Origin of the sequence: Mesorhizobium sp. M0998, assembly GCF_040318885.1 — a bacterium.
Taxonomy (GTDB): domain Bacteria; phylum Pseudomonadota; class Alphaproteobacteria; order Rhizobiales; family Rhizobiaceae; genus Mesorhizobium.
Map to the genome: position 1 here is coordinate 117,912 of NZ_JAMYND010000017.1, position 17,932 is coordinate 135,843.

Consider the following 17,932-nt stretch of genomic DNA (forward strand, 5'->3'; position numbering starts at 1 on the left):
GATGCTGCTCGACTATGACCGCATAGGTTGGCTACGGGTTGCCCTGCTCGGCTTCACCGCGCTGGTCGCTGGCTTTCTTCTGTTGCCGGTGGTCTTCATTGTCCTGCTCTCCTTCGGCTCGTCGCGCTGGCTGGCTTTTCCGCCGCCCGGCTGGACGCTCAAATGGTACCAGGAGCTTTTTGCCGATCCGGCCTGGCTCGACGCCGCGCTGACCAGCGCTCGGATCGCCACCATGACGGCGATCCTGGCAGTAGCGATCGGCCTGCTCGCCTCCTTTGCCCTGGTTCGCGGAAGGTTTGCCGGACGTGAGATCCTGCGCGGCCTGCTGCTAACGCCGATGGTGCTGCCCGTCGTTGTCTTCGCCATCGCCATCTACGCCTTCTTCCTTCGCCTTGGCCTCGGCGGCACCACCATCGGCTTCGTCATCGCCCACACCGTGCTGGCGCTGCCCTTCGCCATCATTCCGATCGCGACCGCGCTCGAAGGGTTCGACAAGTCGATCGAGGACGCGGCAATCGTCTGCGGGGCAAGCCCGCTCGAGGCCAGGCTCAGGATCACCTTGCCGTCAATCCGGATCGGCATCTTCTCCGCCGCGATCTTTTCCTTCCTCGCGTCGTGGGACGAAGTCGTGGTGGCGATCTTCATGGCCAGCCCGAGCTTGCAAACCTTGCCCGTCAAGATCTGGGGCAGTCTGCGGTCGGACCTCAGTCCGGTGATCGCCGCTGCCTCCAGCCTGCTGGTCGGGCTGACGCTTGCCCTGATGGTGATGACGGCGCTGCTGCAGCGAAAGTTTCGGACATGACCCACCCTTTCCTCTCCATCCGCAATCTGCGCAAGGCGTTCGGCGCGATCGTCGCCGTGCACGACCTCACGCTGGACATTCCCAGGGGCGAGTTCCTGACCTTCCTCGGGCCCTCCGGTTCGGGAAAATCGACGACGCTCTACGCGATCGCCGGCTTTCAGGACCCGACTTCCGGCGATGTCTTGCTGGAAGGAAAGTCGCTGCTTGCGGTGCCCCCGCACAAGCGCAACATCGGCATGGTCTTCCAGCGCTACACGCTGTTTCCGCATCTGACGGTGGCCGAAAACGTCGCTTTTCCGCTGCGGGTTCGCCGCCGGCCGGACGCCGAGGTGAAGAAAAAGGTCGCCGACATGCTGGCCCTGGTGCGGCTCGAAAGCTTTGCCGGACGCTTACCCGGTGCGCTGTCGGGCGGCCAGCAACAGCGCGTCGCGCTGGCCCGGGCGCTGGCCTACGATCCTCCGATCCTTTTGATGGACGAGCCATTGTCAGCGCTCGACAAGAAGCTGCGCGAGGAAATCCAGGGGGAAATCCGCCGCATCCATCGCCAGACCGGCGTCACCATTCTCTACGTCACCCACGATCAGGAAGAGGCGCTGCATCTGTCGGACCGAATCGCCCTGTTCAAGGATGGCCGCATCGAGCAGACCGGCACCGGCGAGGATCTCTATCTCAGGCCGGCGACCGATTTCGTCGCCGGCTTCATCGGCAATTCGAATTTCCTCGCCGCCGAACATCTCGGCACCACCAACGGCACGACAACGATCCGCATGACAGACGGTTCGGTCATATCCGGAGTCAGGGCCAACGGCACGTTCGGCAAAGGCCAGAAGACCAGGCTGATGATCCGGCCCGAAGCCTTTAGCATGGAGCGGAGCCCGGCGAGCGCGGAACTGAATGTCGAGATCGTCGACATCGCATTTTACGGCGAGCGCCGGCGGATCGTCGCGCGCATCGCCGCTGGACAGGAGGTTGACATCAGGCCGACCTCCGCCGCCATGCAATCGCAGGATGTGTGGCCCTGCAGCCGGCAGGTCTTTTTCGATCCCGCTGCTGCATTCCTGTTTCCGGCCTGACTAAGCCGCGGTGGATCGCCGCCCTTCAACGCTTCGCAGCGATGGAAGCGTGCTTGGGACAAGCTGTGGTTAGGTCCATCATCAGCTTCGGTCAGCAAGCGCGCAACGTGATCGACGCTGCAGTCGGCTGATTGGATGGCGGGCGCAACTCCTGTACCCATTGACAGTCGTCATGCTCGGTTGGAAGATGAAGAAGGTCCGCGGCGATAGCCATACGGGAAGGCAATGGTCCAACCGCCAGATACCGGACACCATCCTGGCAGCGTCGTCGCGGTCATCGTCATTTGTTTGATCATCGTTGCTTTGTTCTTCATAGGCTTCAGATACTCAAGGCCAGGCCAGGGTACCCTCGTTATTCCTGGCGGTACGCTGCAGCAACCGTGAATCCGACCCCTTGGCGCTGACGCGGAGCCGTTCTCAGGCCAAAGTGCCCCGGCGGGACTGGTGGACGCCGCAGAATGGGCCGGCGGTTCGCAGCCGGTCTTTTGCTTCCCGCCGCGGCATTCCTTTCCCACCTAAACAACCGAGCCTGACCGGTGTGAGGTCGACCATACCAGGAGACGACGAGCGCTCAGCCACCAGGCACTAGACGGCCCTGATCAGCCGGAGCAGAGAAAGCGCTTCGAAAAAGGTCCCCTTGCGAAAGGCAAGATAGGTCGGCTCTTCGACACCATGGAACCGGCGCTTGAAGGCCGCCTGCCCCTGCAGATTGAAGCGGGTGCGATTGACCCAGGGGGAGTCATAGGCACGCTGGAAGGCGTGCCGCCAGAAATCGCTTTCGGCAAACCCGCTAGGTCCGATTTCGACAAGCGGCGACAGGCCTAGGGTGACGACGGAAACACCTTCATCGCGAAAGCGGTCGACCGCGAATTTGGTCAGGCCGATCTCGGCATGCGCCGAGGCATCGATGTGCTTGCGCTTGAACGAGGTGGTGTAGCCGATGACCTTGCCGTCGCTGAACAGCGGATCGAAATCCAGCAAGGCCACGAGCTCCCCATCCGGACCGTGCAGGACGAAACGGCGCATATCGACGCCAAGGTGATCGGCAAAGGGCCTGTTGAGAAATCTCATCTCCCAGCGCTTGACGATGCGGTCGGCCCGCCAATTCTGGGAGAGCCTGGCAATCTCGTCGAGGAAGACAGTCCCGTTGTCCTCTGCGAAGGAAAAACCCTTCTTCAAGAGCCAGCGTTCGGAATAGCGCACTGTCTCATTGCGCTTTCCGGAAAAGTCGTGTCCGGGCAGGACAAGCCTGGTGTCGACGCCGAGGCGGTTGACCTGATAGCCAAGCCCGGCAAGCACGCGCGCCGTCTGGTCGCCGATCTGCACGAACCACGGGCTGCCGGCAACCTCGATGAAACGTCTGATATAGTCGCGCCGATCGGCCGGGGCAGCCACTGGATCACCGAGCGCGAAATGATGTCGCGTTTTGCTGCCGTAAGCGATGTAGCCCTGGGCATCGCCGAAGTAGTGAAGCCCCCTCTGCACGGCGGTCGAATAGGCAAGGGAAAAATCACCATGGCGACGGACCAGCGCCAGGCGCTCGACATGGTTCAGCTGCAGCCGCGGTATTTTAGGCCCGCGGTTCTCCAGGAAACGATCGAGGCGTCTTCGCAGTGACGGCATGGTCGACTTTCGCGTGCCGGCTAGGCCGATGAAAGAGCTGACGGACTCCAAACCGATCATATTGGCGCGAGCTGAACCTTATCTCAGCGCGGCATGGTTACCCGGCCGGAGCCGCCAGATTCGTAGGTGCAATCTGCCCGGTCCCGCCCCCCGGCGGCAACACGTTGTCGACGCCCAGCGCCTGACGGCTGGTTGCTGCGCCCTTGGCGACATGAAAATCAATGCCACTTTCGGAAGCGCCCACGTCACCTGCCAAACACGATGTTCTTATCGAACGGCGCTCTGAGAAGATTCCGCTTGATCGGAAGCCAGGAACTCGTCGCGTTCTGCTATCCACAAATCGGCGTAGTCGACATTCTGCCATTCGGCAAACCACGGGCCGCCGCTGGTATAGTGGACCGCCTTAGGTGTGCCGACCGCAGGCTTTTCATTCCAACCTTCGAGCCAATTCCACTCTACCGGCAATGAGCCCAAATCTTTGTCGGCAACCCACTGCATTCGGTGAAGATAGGCGCCACTTTCCTGATTCACGACCTCTGGCGTGAGCGATCTGACCGAAGGATGCGCGCAATTGAACAGCATCAGCGACGACCAGTTTTTCCGAGGATAGGACGTCTGGACCACACCATCCATCTTGGTTGTGGCCTTCGGCGTATAGTCATGCTGGACGCAATAAACCGCCTTGTCCGAGTCCGTATATTTCAGCAGGCCTGCGACGTCACCAAGCCACAGGAAATCGCAATCGCAAAACAGGGCCCAACCCGTGTAGTCGGCGAGAAAGGGCGTGAGGAAGCGCGTGTAGGTGAACTCCGTTGAGGCGAGCGGATCTTTTTCCCGCCAATATAGCCCGCGGGCACGCATCTCGTCCTGTTTGATCGGAATGACGGAGACAGGCGCCGACGCATGTTTGAGCAGCGAGTGTCGCGCGACGTCGTACGCGATCGGCTCACGGCTGTCCCATCCGATAAATACCCTAAACGCATCAGTCATATTCACTACCCTGGCTTTCGATTTTTACGGTCGTACACTAACTAGTTGGCGATGGCTCGGCAACAATTGCGGTCAACCAAGCCGGTTTCTCACAGATTTGTCCTGGCCTCAGCCTTGCGTTTTTGGGTGGACCTGGCCTCGCATTCCCAATGCGACACGAGCCCATTTCTGATAGGTGTAGCTGGCCGAATACGCGGCCACCATCGCACCAATGGAACCGTCCAGAAATCCCAGCCGGAAAATATAGCTGCGCACATAGGCCCAGACCGAGCGCAAGACCGCCTTGCCTATCGAGCTTTTTTTGCCCTCGGCAAGCAGTTGCGCGGCGGACGCTTCTGCGTACCGGCCGATCTTGTCGTGGGCATCTGCCAAGTCGGTAATGGAATCGTGCTCGATCGGCTGGGACAATCGGCTGACCTTCCCGTTCACCAATACCTTCTCGTGCACGGTGTCGTCGCTGAACCGCCCGGAGCGGCGACGGAAGAGCCTGAGCACCAGATCGGGCGACCAGCCGCTATGGCGGACAATGTGCCCGCAAAAGCGCGATCTTCTCGGTATTTCGAAGCCGTCATTGGCTTTTGGGTCGGCGATTGCGGCCCTTATTTCCGCGCCGAGCGGCGCCTCCACCCACTCATCGGCATCCAGCGACAGGATCCAATCCCCCGTTGCCGCGGCCAGCGCACGGTTTTTTTGCGCGCCAAAACCGGGCCAATCGACGGTCATCAGAACCTTTGCCCCCAGAGCACCGGCAATCTCCCTGGTTCTGTCGCTGCTGTTGTTGTCGAGAACGACGATCTCATCGGCAAAATGGACCGACCGAAGGCATTGCGCGATGGATGCCTCCTCGTTGCGGGTGATGATAATGACCGAGAGCGCCGGCACGGTCAGAATGCTCCGGCATCAAAGCTGCCACTGTCATTCGAATGCATCTGCAGCATCGGCTCCCGGCCCGTTAGCACACTGAGGGTACTAACCTAATTCAACAAAGTCGAAAATCATTTCAGATCAAGGCTTTCATAAAGCGCCATCATTCGCTTGATCATGACATTGAAATCATAGTGTTCGGCCGCCGCTCTCACCCGGGCTGCGGTGTCAGGTCGTGACGACAACTGCAGCGCGTGCGCGAGCGCTGCAGCGAGGTCGCTTTCGCTGGCCGCATCGCAAACGAGCGTCGGCTCGAACCGCTCGACAAGCTCGCGCGCTCCACAGCCGGTGCTTACCACGGCGGGCAAGCCGCTGGCCATCGCTTCGATGACCACTGTGCCGAAAGGATCATAGATGGAAGGCAGCACGGCAATATCGGCCGCGCCGTACCACGGCAGCATGTCTTTCTGCGGCCCCAGCATCTTGAGCCGTGCGCCGAGACCGAGCCTGTCACCGGCCTGCCTGAAAGCGTCGGCGCGCGAATCATGGCCGATGACCCACAATTCAGGCTCGCCATCGAGCCTGGCGACCGCCTTCATCAGTGCAAGAAGTCCTTTTCGCGCAAAGCCCGAGCCGACAAACAGGACGACTGGCCTGTTTTCGTCGACGTCGAGCCGCGCGCGGATTGTCGCCCGATGCTGCTGGCGCAGCTGCGGGTTGAAGCGGTCGAGATCCACCCCGTTGGGAATATGGTGCACATTTTCCGCCGGATAATCGTAGTGACGGACAATGTCCTCTGCCACCATCTTCGAAATGGCAATGACAGCTTTGAGCCTCGGGCTGGCGTAGGTTGCACGTTCAAGGCGCAGCGTCTGGCGGTGAAAGGGGCTCAGCGCCATTGCCGCCCTGCCAAGCCGCGTCTCGAAACGCCGCCGCTCGGCAAGATAGGCGGCATGAACGCCCTCCCCGGCCCGGAAGACATCGCAGCACGGGAGGCGATCGTTGCTCTGCACCAGCGCCGGCGGCATCTCGGCGATCTTGCGGCAGGCAGCTTGAGCAAAGGACGTCGCCCGCAGCGAACGCGGAAACCGCCGACCGGCACAATGGATGAACTCGATGCCTTCATAACGCGGCCAGTCGCCGGACAGCACGGCCACCCGCCGCTGACGCGCGGCGAATGCGGCCATGATGTTTTCCAACATGATCTCGCCGCCACCGAAAGGCGCATAGCGCTGGCGCACGAACAGGATCGGCCTGTCGAATTGAATTTCGCTGCCACGAATGCCGGCGTACATAGGGTCTGGGCTCCGGCCTTGTTGCCATCTGACGATGTCTATAGAGGCCAGCTCGCATCGGCAACACTTGGAAAGCTCCCCGCCGGAACTCAGAACAGGCCTGTGTCCATTGTCCGCAACTGCTTGCGATTTGCCTAACGGTGCTGCATGTAGAAATTAACTGCAAACAGCGGATCAGCGCCAGCTCCAGCCGGTGACCGCCATGAGGGGAATCGATGGCTTGAGCAAAGCAACCTGGCCCGCCATTGTCCGCCGGACGATTACCGACACCGCCATATATCGGCTGAGACACACCTTCGGAAGACGGGCAGAAGTGTCATCGCTGCGGCCGATAACGCCCCTTAACGCGAATGACCTGCCTTTGATCCTCGTCATCCGCAACGAGGCGGACAGGCTACCCCCGTTCCTGAAGCACTATCGCGAACTCGGCGTCACCAGATTCGCCGTCCTCGATGATCGCTCGACCGACGGCACAGCTGAGCTTCTGGCCGAGCAGCCAGATGTCGATCTATTCAGCTCGCCGGTCACCTATTCGCAGTCGGACCTGGGAAACCTTTGGCGGCAGCGGATTGTGCAGATCTATGGTCAGCCTCGCTGGTATCTGACCGTGGATGCGGACGAATATCTTGTCTATGACGGCATGGATCAGCATCCGCTCGGTGCGATGGCCGACTGGCTCAAGCGGCGCGGAATGACACGCCTGCTGGCGCCGATGATCGACATGTATCCGAGCGGAAACATCTGGGACGTACCCTTCGATCCCATCGTGCCGCCATGGCAAGTTGCGGACCATTTCGACGGCAGCGGCTATGAGGTGACGAGGAGCCCCCGGCATCTCAAGATCACAGGCGGCCCGAGAACCCGGCTTTTCGCCAGGCAGCACAAGTTGACCAAGTTTCCTCTGATATATGTTGATCGCCAGACGATTTTTACGTCGATTCACTCACCGCTGCCCTACTGGCGAAACTATATAAAGGGATTGGCTGGCCTGCTTCATTTCAAGTTCTTCGCCGATTTCAACGACAAGGCGCAGGTCGCGGTGGCGGAAGGTCAGTATTGGAACGGCGCTTCCAAATATCGCCAGTATCATGAGGTATCGAGCGGTAAAGCCGCTCTCAGCGCGATGAGCGAACAGTCAATGCTGTACGAAGGAGCTCACAGCCTGTTCAAAACGGGTTTGATCGACAAAATTGATTGGTAGACGGCAGTTCAAGCAGATGCCGAGCCGAGATCATGCATAACCGAATGCTTTCATAAGCTGGGCACCTCGTCCCTGTACCAGGTCCTGTAGCTCGGCGTTTCCAAGTTCGGAGTGCCATCTTCCGCTCCCGTCATAGATCGGCTGGTTGACCTGTTGGTTCCGGAGCACCGCATGTGGCGTCTCGCCGCTGGCGTCGGTCGGCTTGAACCACTGCTGCGGGTTCTTGTGATAGTCGAGGAGATCCGGGCTGAAGGTTACATCGAGAAAGCCGCATATCTGCTCGACGACTTTGGCCGGATTCTCGACCAGGTCCTCATAGCGATAGATCAGCACATCCGGCTTTCCCCGTTCCGCAAGAACCAGCGCATTGTCGTTGATCCAGCGGTCGAGAGCCTCCGTTGGGTCGCCAAGTCGTTTGATCAGGGACGCTACGACGTCGCGCCCATCTCGCACCGGCATGACGAAACGCGCGCCGGGCACCAGCCGGCGAATGCGGGCGACACGGCGGATATGCCGCGGTGTCTTTTCAAGCAGCACGTTCTTTCCAGCATCGAGCGCCGCCCGCTTCAGTTTCCAGAAGCGGAACATGGCCAGTGGCGTCCACTTGAAGAAAATGTTGGTTTCCTGGAGCGGCAGGTAGACATCGGGATGCGACGCAAGGATCGTCGCAATCAACGTCGTCCCGCTATGGCCGCAGCCGCATATGAATCCGGTGCGCATCACCATGTCGGCAATGCTCCCTAACCCAAGGCGACCCGGGCGCGGTTATCGACGCGAGCGTAGCACAAGCCGTTCGTGCTAAAGACCTTGTCCAGCTTCTCCCAATATTCGAACTTAGCCAACTGCTCGTCACAATAGGCCACGTCGTCCTCGGAAAGATATTCGCCGTAACCGCCTATCTTGCCCTTGCGCACCTTGAAGCTTTCGGGATCATTCGCATCGCGCGGCTGTAATATCTTGCCGTATCGATCGGACAGATCACCGGTCGATTCACTCACTTTCATCTTGTCGAACGTTCGGTTGTTCGCCACCTCGACAAGCGTCCGATCGTCAGCCTGCTGGTTCAGGAATCCAAGGATCGCGCGAAGGACACCAGCTGTATCCCGATGCATATCTTCATATTGAAGATACCGGATTTCGCGCATCCGGGGCATGGCCGCGAACCAATGCAGGTTAAATCTGATGATCTTTTCGATCCCATGATTGTCGCTTCTGATAAAATCGCTGAACGATCCCGCTGGAAGCATGTGGCGCTTCTGAACCTGAAAGTACCCTGAGACCACCGTATCTCTTGGATCGCGAACAAGCATTATTGTTCTTCTCTTCTTATATCGAGATTTATTCTCCTTGAGGCTCGACTTCGGTCGAAGTAACTTGTGGTCTGTTCCGTCGTGAATGTATTGAACTTCAACTCCGAGATCGTCCAGCATGACACGCAGCCAGGTGCGCCCCGATTTTGGAAAGGATACGATAAGAGGAAGAGGCGGCGCTTTGGCCTGGAAAAATTTTAGAAAGGACATGGGAGAGACCTCCTTTAGATTATCAGAGCTGGCGCCCGAACCGCTGCCGGCCAGACCAACCCCATTACTGGGCGCCTAAGCCTACGGCTAATTCGAACACAAGGCAGAAATGCCAGCAAGAATTGCGATCCTCTGCGGGGCGAATTGGCCTTTACTATATCCCGGTTCGGAATGCCTTATGTTTTTTGGCCTGTTGCGACGACTGTTCGACGCGGGCGCTCCATTCCACGATCCGTCGGCCGAACCCTTAATGCGGATCGCGTCGAAGCGTCTTCAGTGACGCCCTTTCGGACGACATGCATTAGCCACTCACTTTTGTGAGCCATGGCGCCAGGATGGCCTCGGCCTCGCTCATCACCACGGACCAGGGGCGTTCCCGTTTCGAGACCAGCACGGCCGATGGATAGTAGGGCGTGCGGTCGCCCTCGACCGGCCAGGAGCGCTTGAAGCCGTCGCCCAGAATGAAAATCGAGGGGATGCCGAGCGCGCCCGCCAGATGCGCTCCGGTATTGCTGATGGTCACCACGGCGTCCATCGCGGCAACCTGCGCGGCGAAAAGGTCCATGTCGACGAGCTGATCGACCGATCTGTCATGAAGAATGCGCTCCGGCTCACCGTCGGTCAGGAACTTCAGATCGGTCTCGATCTGGCCGTACTGCAGCGAGACGAACCGGAGGTCCGGTCGGCCTATCAGGTTTCGCCAGGCGGCAAGCGGCGGCAGGTCTTTGCCAGGATTCGAGCTGCCCCATGCGATACCGACCAACGGCCGTCGTTCATGCCGGTAGCGGGCGCGAAGTTCAGCGACCCGGGCCGGATCCGGCTTAAGGGGCACGAAATGCTCGCGGATCGTCGCCTCGTCGGTCTCGAAAACGGCAGTCAGATGCTGGACGCCGGCGAAGGCCTGCGCCTCGCCATAGGCAGCCTTGCCGTCAGCGCCGACCGGCCGCACATCGGCGGTCGGAAAAGTGCGCTGAAAGAGCGGTACCAGGCGGCGCTCGACCAGGACGATCGAACGGGCGGCGCGCCCCAACGCACAGCCGACGGAACTCGCATGATGGATCGCGGTGGCCAGACCCTGCTTTTCGGTTTCCATCAGATCGACAAGCAGTGTCTGGCCCGAAATATCCTGGCCCAGCCACTCGCCATCGACGCGGCCGTTGACGATGTGGCGTCGGGCGATCCTGAGTTCGGCGGCTGGGCCATAGGCGCCCATCCGCATCAGCGCCTTGCTGAGCTCGTCGATCAGGTGGACCTCGCCCCTCGACTTCGCAATGGATCCAAGAGCCAGGGCTTTCGGCAGTGCCGCCGGCCAATCGCGGGACTCGACGCTTCGCCGATAATCCGCCATCTGATCGGCAATGTCGCCGTCGCGCCAGCGAAGGAAGAGCTGCCGCCGGTGACGTCGGAACCAGACCTTGTATCGGTAGCCTGCAAGCGCGACAGCGCGGCGCAACCGGCCGAGAAGTTGGCTACCCTCCATCGCCAGCTCCGCCGAAGATTTGCATGACCCGTCCGCCTGCTTCCTGGACTGCCGACGCCCAGGCTCGGCCGCCTTTTCGGACCAGTCGAACGCTCGGATATGCGGCGACGGTCTCACCGAAAGCAGGCCAGGACAGCCGAAATCCATCGTCGAGCATGACAATCGTCGGCACGCCGAGCGCTCCGGCGAGGTTGGCGCCGGTATTGCTGATCGTGACCACCGCGTCGAGCGCCGCAATTTGGGCGGCAAAGCGGTCCATGTCCGTCAACTGGTCGACTGAAGCGTCATGGATGATGCGCCCCGGAGTGTGGCGCTCGAACTCGGAGAGGGCCGGCCCGACATCGCCATATTGCAAGCTGACCAGGCGCCCCGGCAAGCTGCTGAACAGCGTCCGCCAATCGTCCAGAGCCGGCAGATCCTTGCTCTTGTTCAGGCTTCCCCAGGCAAATCCGATCAGGGGACCTGGGCCGCCATCGAGATAGGTGCCGCGCAGCTCGGCAACCAGTCGGCGGTCCGGCTCCAGCGGAACGAAGGGCGCGCGTGCCGCCGGGTCGTCCGGCCAGAAATGCTTTGCGAGTGTCTCGAAACCGGCAACGACATCGGCGTCCACTGCCGCCATGTCCTCTTCCCCTTCAATCCTGACATCAAGCGCAGGATATGTTCTGCGATAAAGCGGTGCCAGTCGCGGCTCGACGAAGACGATGCATCGACCGGCAGCCGCGACAACTGGACCAAGCAGCGACGCGAACTGGAAAAAGATCGCCAGGTCGCCTTCGCGACGATCGACGAGAAGCGTGCGACCCGCAAGATCACTGCCATCCCAATCGGGTCTGCCGCGCTGCTTGCTCGCCGCCATCAACTGCCAGATGCGATTTCCTCCGTCGAGACGCCTCAGTCCGCGCCCCGCTTTCTTGATCAGGCCGAGATCGCCAAGCTGCTCACCAAGCGCGCCAAGCGCCAGTGCATGGTCGCGAGCAGTTTGCCAGTCACTACGCTGCACGCTTTCCTCCATCAGCCTCATATGCCTTTCGGCGCTTTCGTCGGCGTGGCGCGAGGGACGTCTAAGAAGTTCCTTTGCCCGCTCGAGAACCTTCTGCAGCCGCTTGCCGACGGCGCCTTGCGGGCGCAGATCGGCGGTTTTTGCCTTCTGAAGGATGGTTCGTCTGTTCTGCACGGCGATGTTCTATCGTCCTCGGGGAGCGTCGGAAAGCGTCGTCAGGATCGACGAGAGCCGCCGGCCGGCCTCGTCGAGCACCAGCGACCAAGGGCGTCCCTCCTTGCGAATGACAATGCCCTTCGGATACCAGGGTGTCCGGTCGCCGGTCACCGGCCATGCGGTCTGAAAATTATCGTCGATGAGGAAAACACTCGGCACGCCAATGGCTCCGGCAAGATGGGCAGCTGTATTGCTGATCGTCACGACAGCATCGAGTGCGGCGACCTGTGCGGCGAAACGGTCCATGTCGACCATCTGGTCGACGCTGTCGTCAAAGATCAGACGCGCGTCGTTGCCGTTGCGAAGGCGCCGCAACGCCGGCTTGACCTGCCCGTACTGGAGCGAAACGAATGTCGCTGGCGTCTGGGCGATGAACCGTGCCCATTCAGGAAAATCAGGCACGTCCTTGGTATGGGACTTGCTGCCCCAGGAGAGACCGACCAGCGGCAGATCCGTCATCGAGCGATAGCGCTTGCGGAATGTCTCGACGAGTTCAGGATCTGCCCGCAGCGGCACGAAGTCGGCAGCAAGTTTTTCGGCATCGCGTCCGAACACCCAGGCGAGATCTTCGAAAGTCGCGTGTTTGTCGCCGACCACATCCCGCTGCGCCGGGACCACGGTCGCCTTCGGGAACGTTCGCTGCAGAATTGATACCAGGCGCGGCTCGACCCGGATTGTTGCGCTTTGCGCATAGGCAGCGGCAGCGCCGGCCAGTCGCGCGTGGCGGATAACCCGGCCAAGGCTGCGCGGGTCATCCTCCACAAGATCGATCAGCAGTGTATCCGATCCGAGATTCTCGCCGGTCCACTCGTTGGCGCCTTTCCCTTTCCGCAGCCGGCGAGCGGAAAGCCGAAGCTCAGCTGCCCGCGCAAAGTTGCCAAGGCGTTCGAACGCCTGGCCCGCCTTCTGCATCAGCTCGGGGTCGCGATTATGATCGGCCGTGACAGCCATCTCATTGGTACCGGCTTCAAGGCCTTTCCAGTCCCTGCGCACAATCAGGGCCGCAACCTTGGCCTGCAGCTCAAGAATGGAGCGAGGCTGCTTGCGACCGGAAAACAACCCGCGCACCGCCTTTTTGTACCGGCGCACCTGAAGGCCCAGTCCACCAATCACATACCGGACATAGGAACCGTGATAAAAGCTGGTCATCGGCCTTCAGCGCAATACGCTCTGCCGCAGCTTTTTGCCGCTTTCGACCATCGGATCGGCCGTCTCCAGGTGGAATATCGAACGATATATCTCGCTGTGCTTGGAAAGCTGGTCATGCGTTCCAGCATCGACAAGCTGTCCGGCGTCAAACACGAGAATACGATCGGCCGCCTTGATTGTAGACAGCCTGTGCGCAATGCAGATCACTGTGCGCTGAAATGTGTTGTCGAAGGCTGCCTCCATGACTGCCCGTTCGTTTTCACCGTCAAGCGCCGATGTCGCTTCATCATAGACGATTACCGCAGCATTCTTGAGCAGGGCGCGTGCGATGGCAACGCGTTGTTTCTGCCCGCCGGACAGGTTGGTGCCGCTTGGCCCGACAAGCGTGTCGAGCCCGTTTTCGAGCGCCGAAGCAAAGCTGGTGACCCGGGCGAGGTTCGCAGCGGACTCGATTTCCTGATCCGTGGCATTCGGGCGGCCGTCGCGAATGTTGTCGCGGATCGAGCCTTCAAACAGGAAGACGTCCTGTGACACAAGTGCGATGTTATCGCGGACGTCGGCCAGGCTGATCTTCGAAATGTCCTTTCCGTCGATCAGGATCCTGCCCTTGTCCGGCTCCATCAGACGCAGGATTAGATTGACGATGGTGGTCTTGCCGGCGCCGGAGCGGCCGACGATCGCCAGCTTCTCACGAGGTCGGACATCGAAGGAAACACCCTCGAGCGCGGGGCTGTTGCCGTCATAGGAAAAGGCCACATCTTCAAAGCGGATACCACCATCGACGTCGGTCAGACGCTCGCCCGCGATCGCGAGTCGCCGCTGCTCGGGCGTGTCGATCAAATCATACATCTGCTCGACGGCGACCATTTGCTTCTGAATGTCGACATTGACCCGGGCCAACCGCTTGGCAGGCTCATAGGCAAGCAGGAACGCGGTAATGAAGGCCATGAATTCGCCGGGCGTCTTGCCGTTGCCGAGGGTCTGCCAGCTGGCGTACATAACGAAAAGCCCGATGATCACGCCGCCGCCGGTCTCCATCAATGGGCTCATCAATGCTGACGTCCGGTTGATCTGGATGCCACGTCTTTCCATCTTGCGGACGGCCTTTGCAAAGCTGGCGACGGCCTTGTCCTCGAGCTGGAAGGACTTGATGGTGCGGATGCCTTCGACGGCTTCCGTGCCGATCGACTGGACCTGCGCGGCCAATTCCGTCTCGCCCCTCGCCAGCGCCTTGAGCTTCCTGGTTATCGCGCCGACTGACAGGAACAGCATCGGCAGAACCGCCACGGATATCAGCGACATCACCGGGTCCTGCTTGACCATGACGCTGGCCAAGGCAATCAGGGTCAGCAGATCAGAGACGGCGCTGCTCGTGAGGGTGAGAATAACGGTCGCCCCGGCGCGCGCGTTGAACATGATTTTGGAGATGAATTTTGCCGGATGCTGGTTCGCGAAACGGCTGATGTCGAAACGCACCATTCGAGAAAATTGCCGGTTTTGCAGGTCCGAAACGATAGCCCGGCGAATCTTTCCCGTTGTGACGGTCTGGCAGTAGGCAGCTATGCCCTTGACCAGGAAAATGCCGATGATGACGACGCTGATACCCGATACAGCGGCAGCATCTCGCTCGACATAGATGGTGTTGATCATGACTTTCATGATCCAGGCCGTCGCGCCGACCGCGGCAGCAGCAGCGATCGAGCACAGCAAACCTGTCACATACAGCATCTTGTGCGGCGGCAGATTTTCGCCAATCAGACGCTTGATCAGCGGATATGCCGGGACCGTTGACACTCGTTTCTTTGCAATCATCTTGTCGCCGCCCGTTGCGATCCCGTCCGGTCTTCGTGTTGTCTTGAAGCACGAGACGGTTTCGATCACCTGTCTGTGGCTTCGTTCCCGACCGCAGTCAATGCCGAACCGGATCCTTGCACGTCATCGGCTTATGACTGTCGGTTCCTCGCATCCGAGCATAGCGGATCCCAGCCACGCGGCTCTTGCGCCATTCGCCGTCGGCCGCGCTATGCCCGGTCAGTGTTTCGCGAGGACCATGAGATGGCTTCCAAGAGGCGATGTGTGATTGCTTTTGATTGAAAAGCCCACATCCGAAAGCACCGCGATCATCTCCTTATCCTTGCCAGGAGGGACGCGGGCAACGATCGTTTGAGCACGCCCGGCGATATCGCACAGCACGCGTCGCGCCTTGTCCGCGCCGAGGCTCCACTGCATGTGATGGTAGACCGCCAGCAGCATGACGATGTCGTACTGCGGTTTGAGAACATTTTGCAGCTTCCGGCTGCCAAGATCGAGACAATCGAACTGGCTTTGGACCGGACAACCCAGGAAGATCATCCTGGCCGTCTCGATATGCGGCTTGAGAATGTCGATCCCATGGATCGAACTCGGTCCTAGCTTGGATATCTCATAGGCGACAATACCCATGTTGCAGCCAACATCGAGAATGGATTTACCGGCGTAGTCGACCTCTGCTGAGAATAGGCCGTCCAGTCTGTCGTCCCACGTTCCCTTGAATCTCTTTTGCTTATTTGACCACCACAAATCATTGTTCTCCAAAAACGGCGCCGGACTGGTTTCCTTGACGGAGGGGGACCGTGCGCCCGGCCTAACTCGGTCCAGTTGCTGGCGCGCAAACGACACTGTCCTGAGCGTCCTGTAAACGCAACCGCGGGAGAAAGGAACTCCTGATCACAGCATCCTGCGAAGACGTTTCGGTAAGTTGACGAACACCCGGGCCGACAAATCGACATACTGGTTGGAAATGGCAACGTCGCTTGGCGCCCCCGTAGGCAAGGCAAGCCATATTTGTTCTTGCTTTGTGCCGGCAGCTATGCTACTAATTTGGCTATGGTGCTGATTTGCACCAACGACCGTCTTGCCGCGACATGCGGTTTTTCAGCCAGGCTCGATCAAAGCTCGCCCGCATCGCGGGGCTTTTGGCCAATCACGGCCGAGTGCCGGCCTTTTCGGCAGCTTCCGAGAATGGAAATCGGAAAAGCAGCTTCCGGTTCTCGTCGCAGATTTCGAAGGAAAGACCTGTCAGGACCGGGCTGCCGCTGAGCAGGCCCTCGGCCAGGATTTCCTTGGCCGAGGCCATTGCGTTATCCTGAGCCGCGGACAAACCGTCCAACTCCTGACCCTCGAAATCTTCCGTCAAGCGGCCCTCATTGTTTCGGAAATGGAAAAAATATCTCGGCATGGCTGCTCCGGTCGGTCGGTTTCTCTAATGCATGTCGCGCAAAACTGTGCAGCGGTTTTGCGGCAACGACATGCACAAAAACAGGCACTTACAGCGCATCGCATGAGGCCGATCGACGCGATGCGCTTTAGTGGCGAGCGCCTCAGGAACAGCGTCGGATTTGTGCACGACAGCACCGTGCGATTCTGGCGTTGGGATTCATGGCGTTTAGGCCTTCATGCGTCAGGTCGATCGAACAGCACCCCCAGCCCGTGTTCGAACGCACATGCCGCAATCATGTCGTCCAGGACTTTTCCGGAGGCCGGGCAATTCGGCATGACAGCCCTGATCGCGATCTCAGCCGCTGCGGTGGAAACCGCATCGTGGCGCCTCTTCCTGGTCTCCATGTATTGCTCGAGCAGAATTTTCAGGCGCCGCGCGGCAATCTCGTCAACGACCATCGTTCTCCCTCGATTCGGCACAATCCGTCTTCCGGGTCTGTCCTCCGGATGAAGGTCCGCTGCCATTGGGTAGCAGCGGACCACTCGGCTGGGTGAGCCAATGACCCGAGGCGGGGGTGTCTCGGACCGACACCACAATAGCTTCGGCAGGCCACTCGTTCCACAGACCGCTGTCGTTGGTAATTTTCGTACACTGAGCATTGCCGCAGACAGTCTGCGACCGTGGGATTTTTGCGTTATGCCCGTAGCCTGATAACCGGATCAGCTTCGGCTTCGATCGACATAGCTGTAGATGCCCGCGCCGATCGCGACCGCTCCTACAGTGATCAGAATCGATGGCACACCCATTAACGTGGCGATGATCCCCCAGACAATGGCGACGGCAATTGCGCCGGCCGTTCCCAGCACCAGTCTAAGCCGTTTCGACATTTTCCGTTTCCCCCAAAGTGCAGCTTCCTTTTTCTGGTCGAAATACCGCAATGCGGCAGCATTGTCTGCGCTTTGTTCAACTTTTTTCGCCGCCCCTGAGCCCGACCGCTGAGGCGTAAGCGATCCGTATGTGGCCTTGTTGCAAATACCCACTCGACAATCAGGAAGCTTGGGCGCGAGCCCGAGAAGCGAGGCGTCAGAAAGCGAGGTATCTATGCAAAATTTTCGGAATTTACTCCGGTTCTCGATCGTGGCCATGGCGGCCACGACAACCGCAATAGTGATCACCGGCCTTACCCCCGAGACAACCGAAGCGAATTTGATTTGCCATAGGTTGGTCTGCAAGAAAGCGAGCAATGAACACAGCGCTTTCGGCACCAAATATCAGCGCAAATGCACCTGCGAAAATATAAACGAGGGCGCCAACAACCATCGCTCCCCACACAACCTCAACAACAGGCCCATCGGCGGCTCAAGCAGCAGCAGTGGTTCGAGCGGCACCAGCAGTTCGAGCGGCAGCAGCGGATCCAGCGGCAGCAGCGGTTCAAGCGGCTGCAGCGGTTCAAGCGGCAGCAGCGTATCCCGAGGCAGCAGCCGATCGAGCGGCGGCTCGGGTGCAAGCGGCCGCGGCCG

Annotated in this window: 18 protein-coding genes; 3 read left to right on the top strand and 15 right to left on the bottom strand. The window is 59.9% G+C overall.

The features are described from left to right. Position 1 precedes the first annotated feature (1 nt). On the top strand, positions 2 to 802 hold the full coding sequence (locus tag NKH59_RS18110) for an ABC transporter permease (protein ID WP_352774140.1): 801 nt from the start codon (positions 2 to 4) through the stop codon (positions 800 to 802). Next, complete coding sequence (locus tag NKH59_RS18115) at positions 799 to 1,875, top strand: ABC transporter ATP-binding protein (protein WP_352980075.1); 1,077 nt, start codon at positions 799 to 801, stop codon at positions 1,873 to 1,875. Before NKH59_RS18110 ends, NKH59_RS18115 begins: the two co-directional genes overlap by 4 nt. A 585-nt stretch (positions 1,876 to 2,460) precedes the next feature. On the opposite strand, the gene NKH59_RS18120 is transcribed toward NKH59_RS18115, so the two are convergent. The 4 genes from NKH59_RS18120 to NKH59_RS18135 all read right to left on the bottom strand — a co-directional run bounded on the left by NKH59_RS18120 (position 2,461) and on the right by NKH59_RS18135 (position 6,647). After that, positions 2,461 to 3,498 carry a phosphatidylglycerol lysyltransferase domain-containing protein gene (locus NKH59_RS18120; protein ID WP_352471917.1) on the bottom strand — a complete coding sequence of 346 codons (1,038 nt, stop codon included), beginning with the start codon at positions 3,496 to 3,498 and terminating at the stop codon, positions 2,461 to 2,463. Between the two features lie 267 nt (positions 3,499 to 3,765). After that, complete coding sequence (locus NKH59_RS18125; protein ID WP_352448862.1) at positions 3,766 to 4,488, bottom strand: glycosyltransferase; 723 nt, start codon at positions 4,486 to 4,488, stop codon at positions 3,766 to 3,768. A 108-nt stretch (positions 4,489 to 4,596) separates the two neighbouring features. Further along, positions 4,597 to 5,370, bottom strand: a complete 774-nt coding sequence (locus NKH59_RS18130) for a glycosyltransferase family 2 protein (RefSeq protein WP_352815621.1) — start codon at positions 5,368 to 5,370, stop codon at positions 4,597 to 4,599. Between the two features lie 113 nt (positions 5,371 to 5,483). After that, positions 5,484 to 6,647, bottom strand: a complete 1,164-nt coding sequence (locus NKH59_RS18135) for a glycosyltransferase family 4 protein (RefSeq protein ID WP_352815623.1) — start codon at positions 6,645 to 6,647, stop codon at positions 5,484 to 5,486. Positions 6,648 to 6,867: 220 nt separating this feature from the next. Here NKH59_RS18135 and NKH59_RS18140 point away from each other — a divergent pair, with 220 nt between their 5' ends. Beyond that, a complete protein-coding gene (locus NKH59_RS18140; RefSeq protein ID WP_352815625.1) occupies positions 6,868 to 7,848 on the top strand; it encodes a glycosyltransferase family 2 protein in 981 nt (326 codons plus the stop codon). 30 nt (positions 7,849 to 7,878) lie between these two features. Here the strand turns inward: NKH59_RS18140 and NKH59_RS18145 are convergent, their stop codons facing one another. The 11 genes from NKH59_RS18145 to NKH59_RS18195 form a co-directional block, all read right to left on the bottom strand. Beyond that, positions 7,879 to 8,574, bottom strand: a complete 696-nt coding sequence (locus NKH59_RS18145; protein ID WP_353022662.1) for a sulfotransferase family protein — start codon at positions 8,572 to 8,574, stop codon at positions 7,879 to 7,881. Between the two features lie 14 nt (positions 8,575 to 8,588). Then, a complete protein-coding gene (locus tag NKH59_RS18150; RefSeq protein ID WP_352471923.1) occupies positions 8,589 to 9,368 on the bottom strand; it encodes a sulfotransferase domain-containing protein in 780 nt (259 codons plus the stop codon). A 301-nt stretch (positions 9,369 to 9,669) separates the two neighbouring features. Beyond that, positions 9,670 to 10,848: a glycosyltransferase family 9 protein gene (locus tag NKH59_RS18155; protein WP_353022663.1), complete on the bottom strand. Its 1,179-nt coding sequence runs from the start codon at positions 10,846 to 10,848 to the stop codon at positions 9,670 to 9,672. Next, entirely contained in the window at positions 10,838 to 12,022 is a 1,185-nt protein-coding gene (locus tag NKH59_RS18160; RefSeq protein WP_353022664.1) for a glycosyltransferase family 9 protein, read from the bottom strand. Before NKH59_RS18160 ends, NKH59_RS18155 begins: the two co-directional genes overlap by 11 nt. A 9-nt stretch (positions 12,023 to 12,031) precedes the next feature. Next, positions 12,032 to 13,213, bottom strand: a complete 1,182-nt coding sequence (locus NKH59_RS18165; protein ID WP_353022666.1) for a glycosyltransferase family 9 protein — start codon at positions 13,211 to 13,213, stop codon at positions 12,032 to 12,034. A gap of 6 nt (positions 13,214 to 13,219) precedes the next feature. Next, positions 13,220 to 15,007, bottom strand: coding sequence for an ABC transporter ATP-binding protein (locus NKH59_RS18170; protein WP_352471929.1), 1,788 nt, complete (start codon positions 15,005 to 15,007; stop codon positions 13,220 to 13,222). Between the two features lie 237 nt (positions 15,008 to 15,244). Further along, positions 15,245 to 15,871 (bottom strand): class I SAM-dependent methyltransferase, encoded by a 627-nt coding sequence (locus NKH59_RS18175; protein WP_352919661.1) that lies wholly within the window; start codon positions 15,869 to 15,871, stop codon positions 15,245 to 15,247. A 304-nt stretch (positions 15,872 to 16,175) separates the two neighbouring features. Continuing rightward, the gene (locus tag NKH59_RS33540) at positions 16,176 to 16,430 is read right to left on the bottom strand and encodes a DUF6894 family protein (protein ID WP_352977186.1); all 255 of its coding nucleotides are present in this window, start codon (positions 16,428 to 16,430) and stop codon (positions 16,176 to 16,178) included. A gap of 215 nt (positions 16,431 to 16,645) precedes the next feature. Beyond that, entirely contained in the window at positions 16,646 to 16,870 is a 225-nt protein-coding gene (locus tag NKH59_RS18185; RefSeq protein ID WP_352502409.1) for a hypothetical protein, read from the bottom strand. A gap of 261 nt (positions 16,871 to 17,131) precedes the next feature. Then, positions 17,132 to 17,677 (bottom strand): hypothetical protein, encoded by a 546-nt coding sequence (locus tag NKH59_RS18190; protein WP_353022668.1) that lies wholly within the window; start codon positions 17,675 to 17,677, stop codon positions 17,132 to 17,134. Between the two features lie 6 nt (positions 17,678 to 17,683). Then, the coding region (locus NKH59_RS18195) for a hypothetical protein (RefSeq protein ID WP_353022670.1) at positions 17,684 to 17,932 on the bottom strand (249 nt) is incomplete at its 5' end.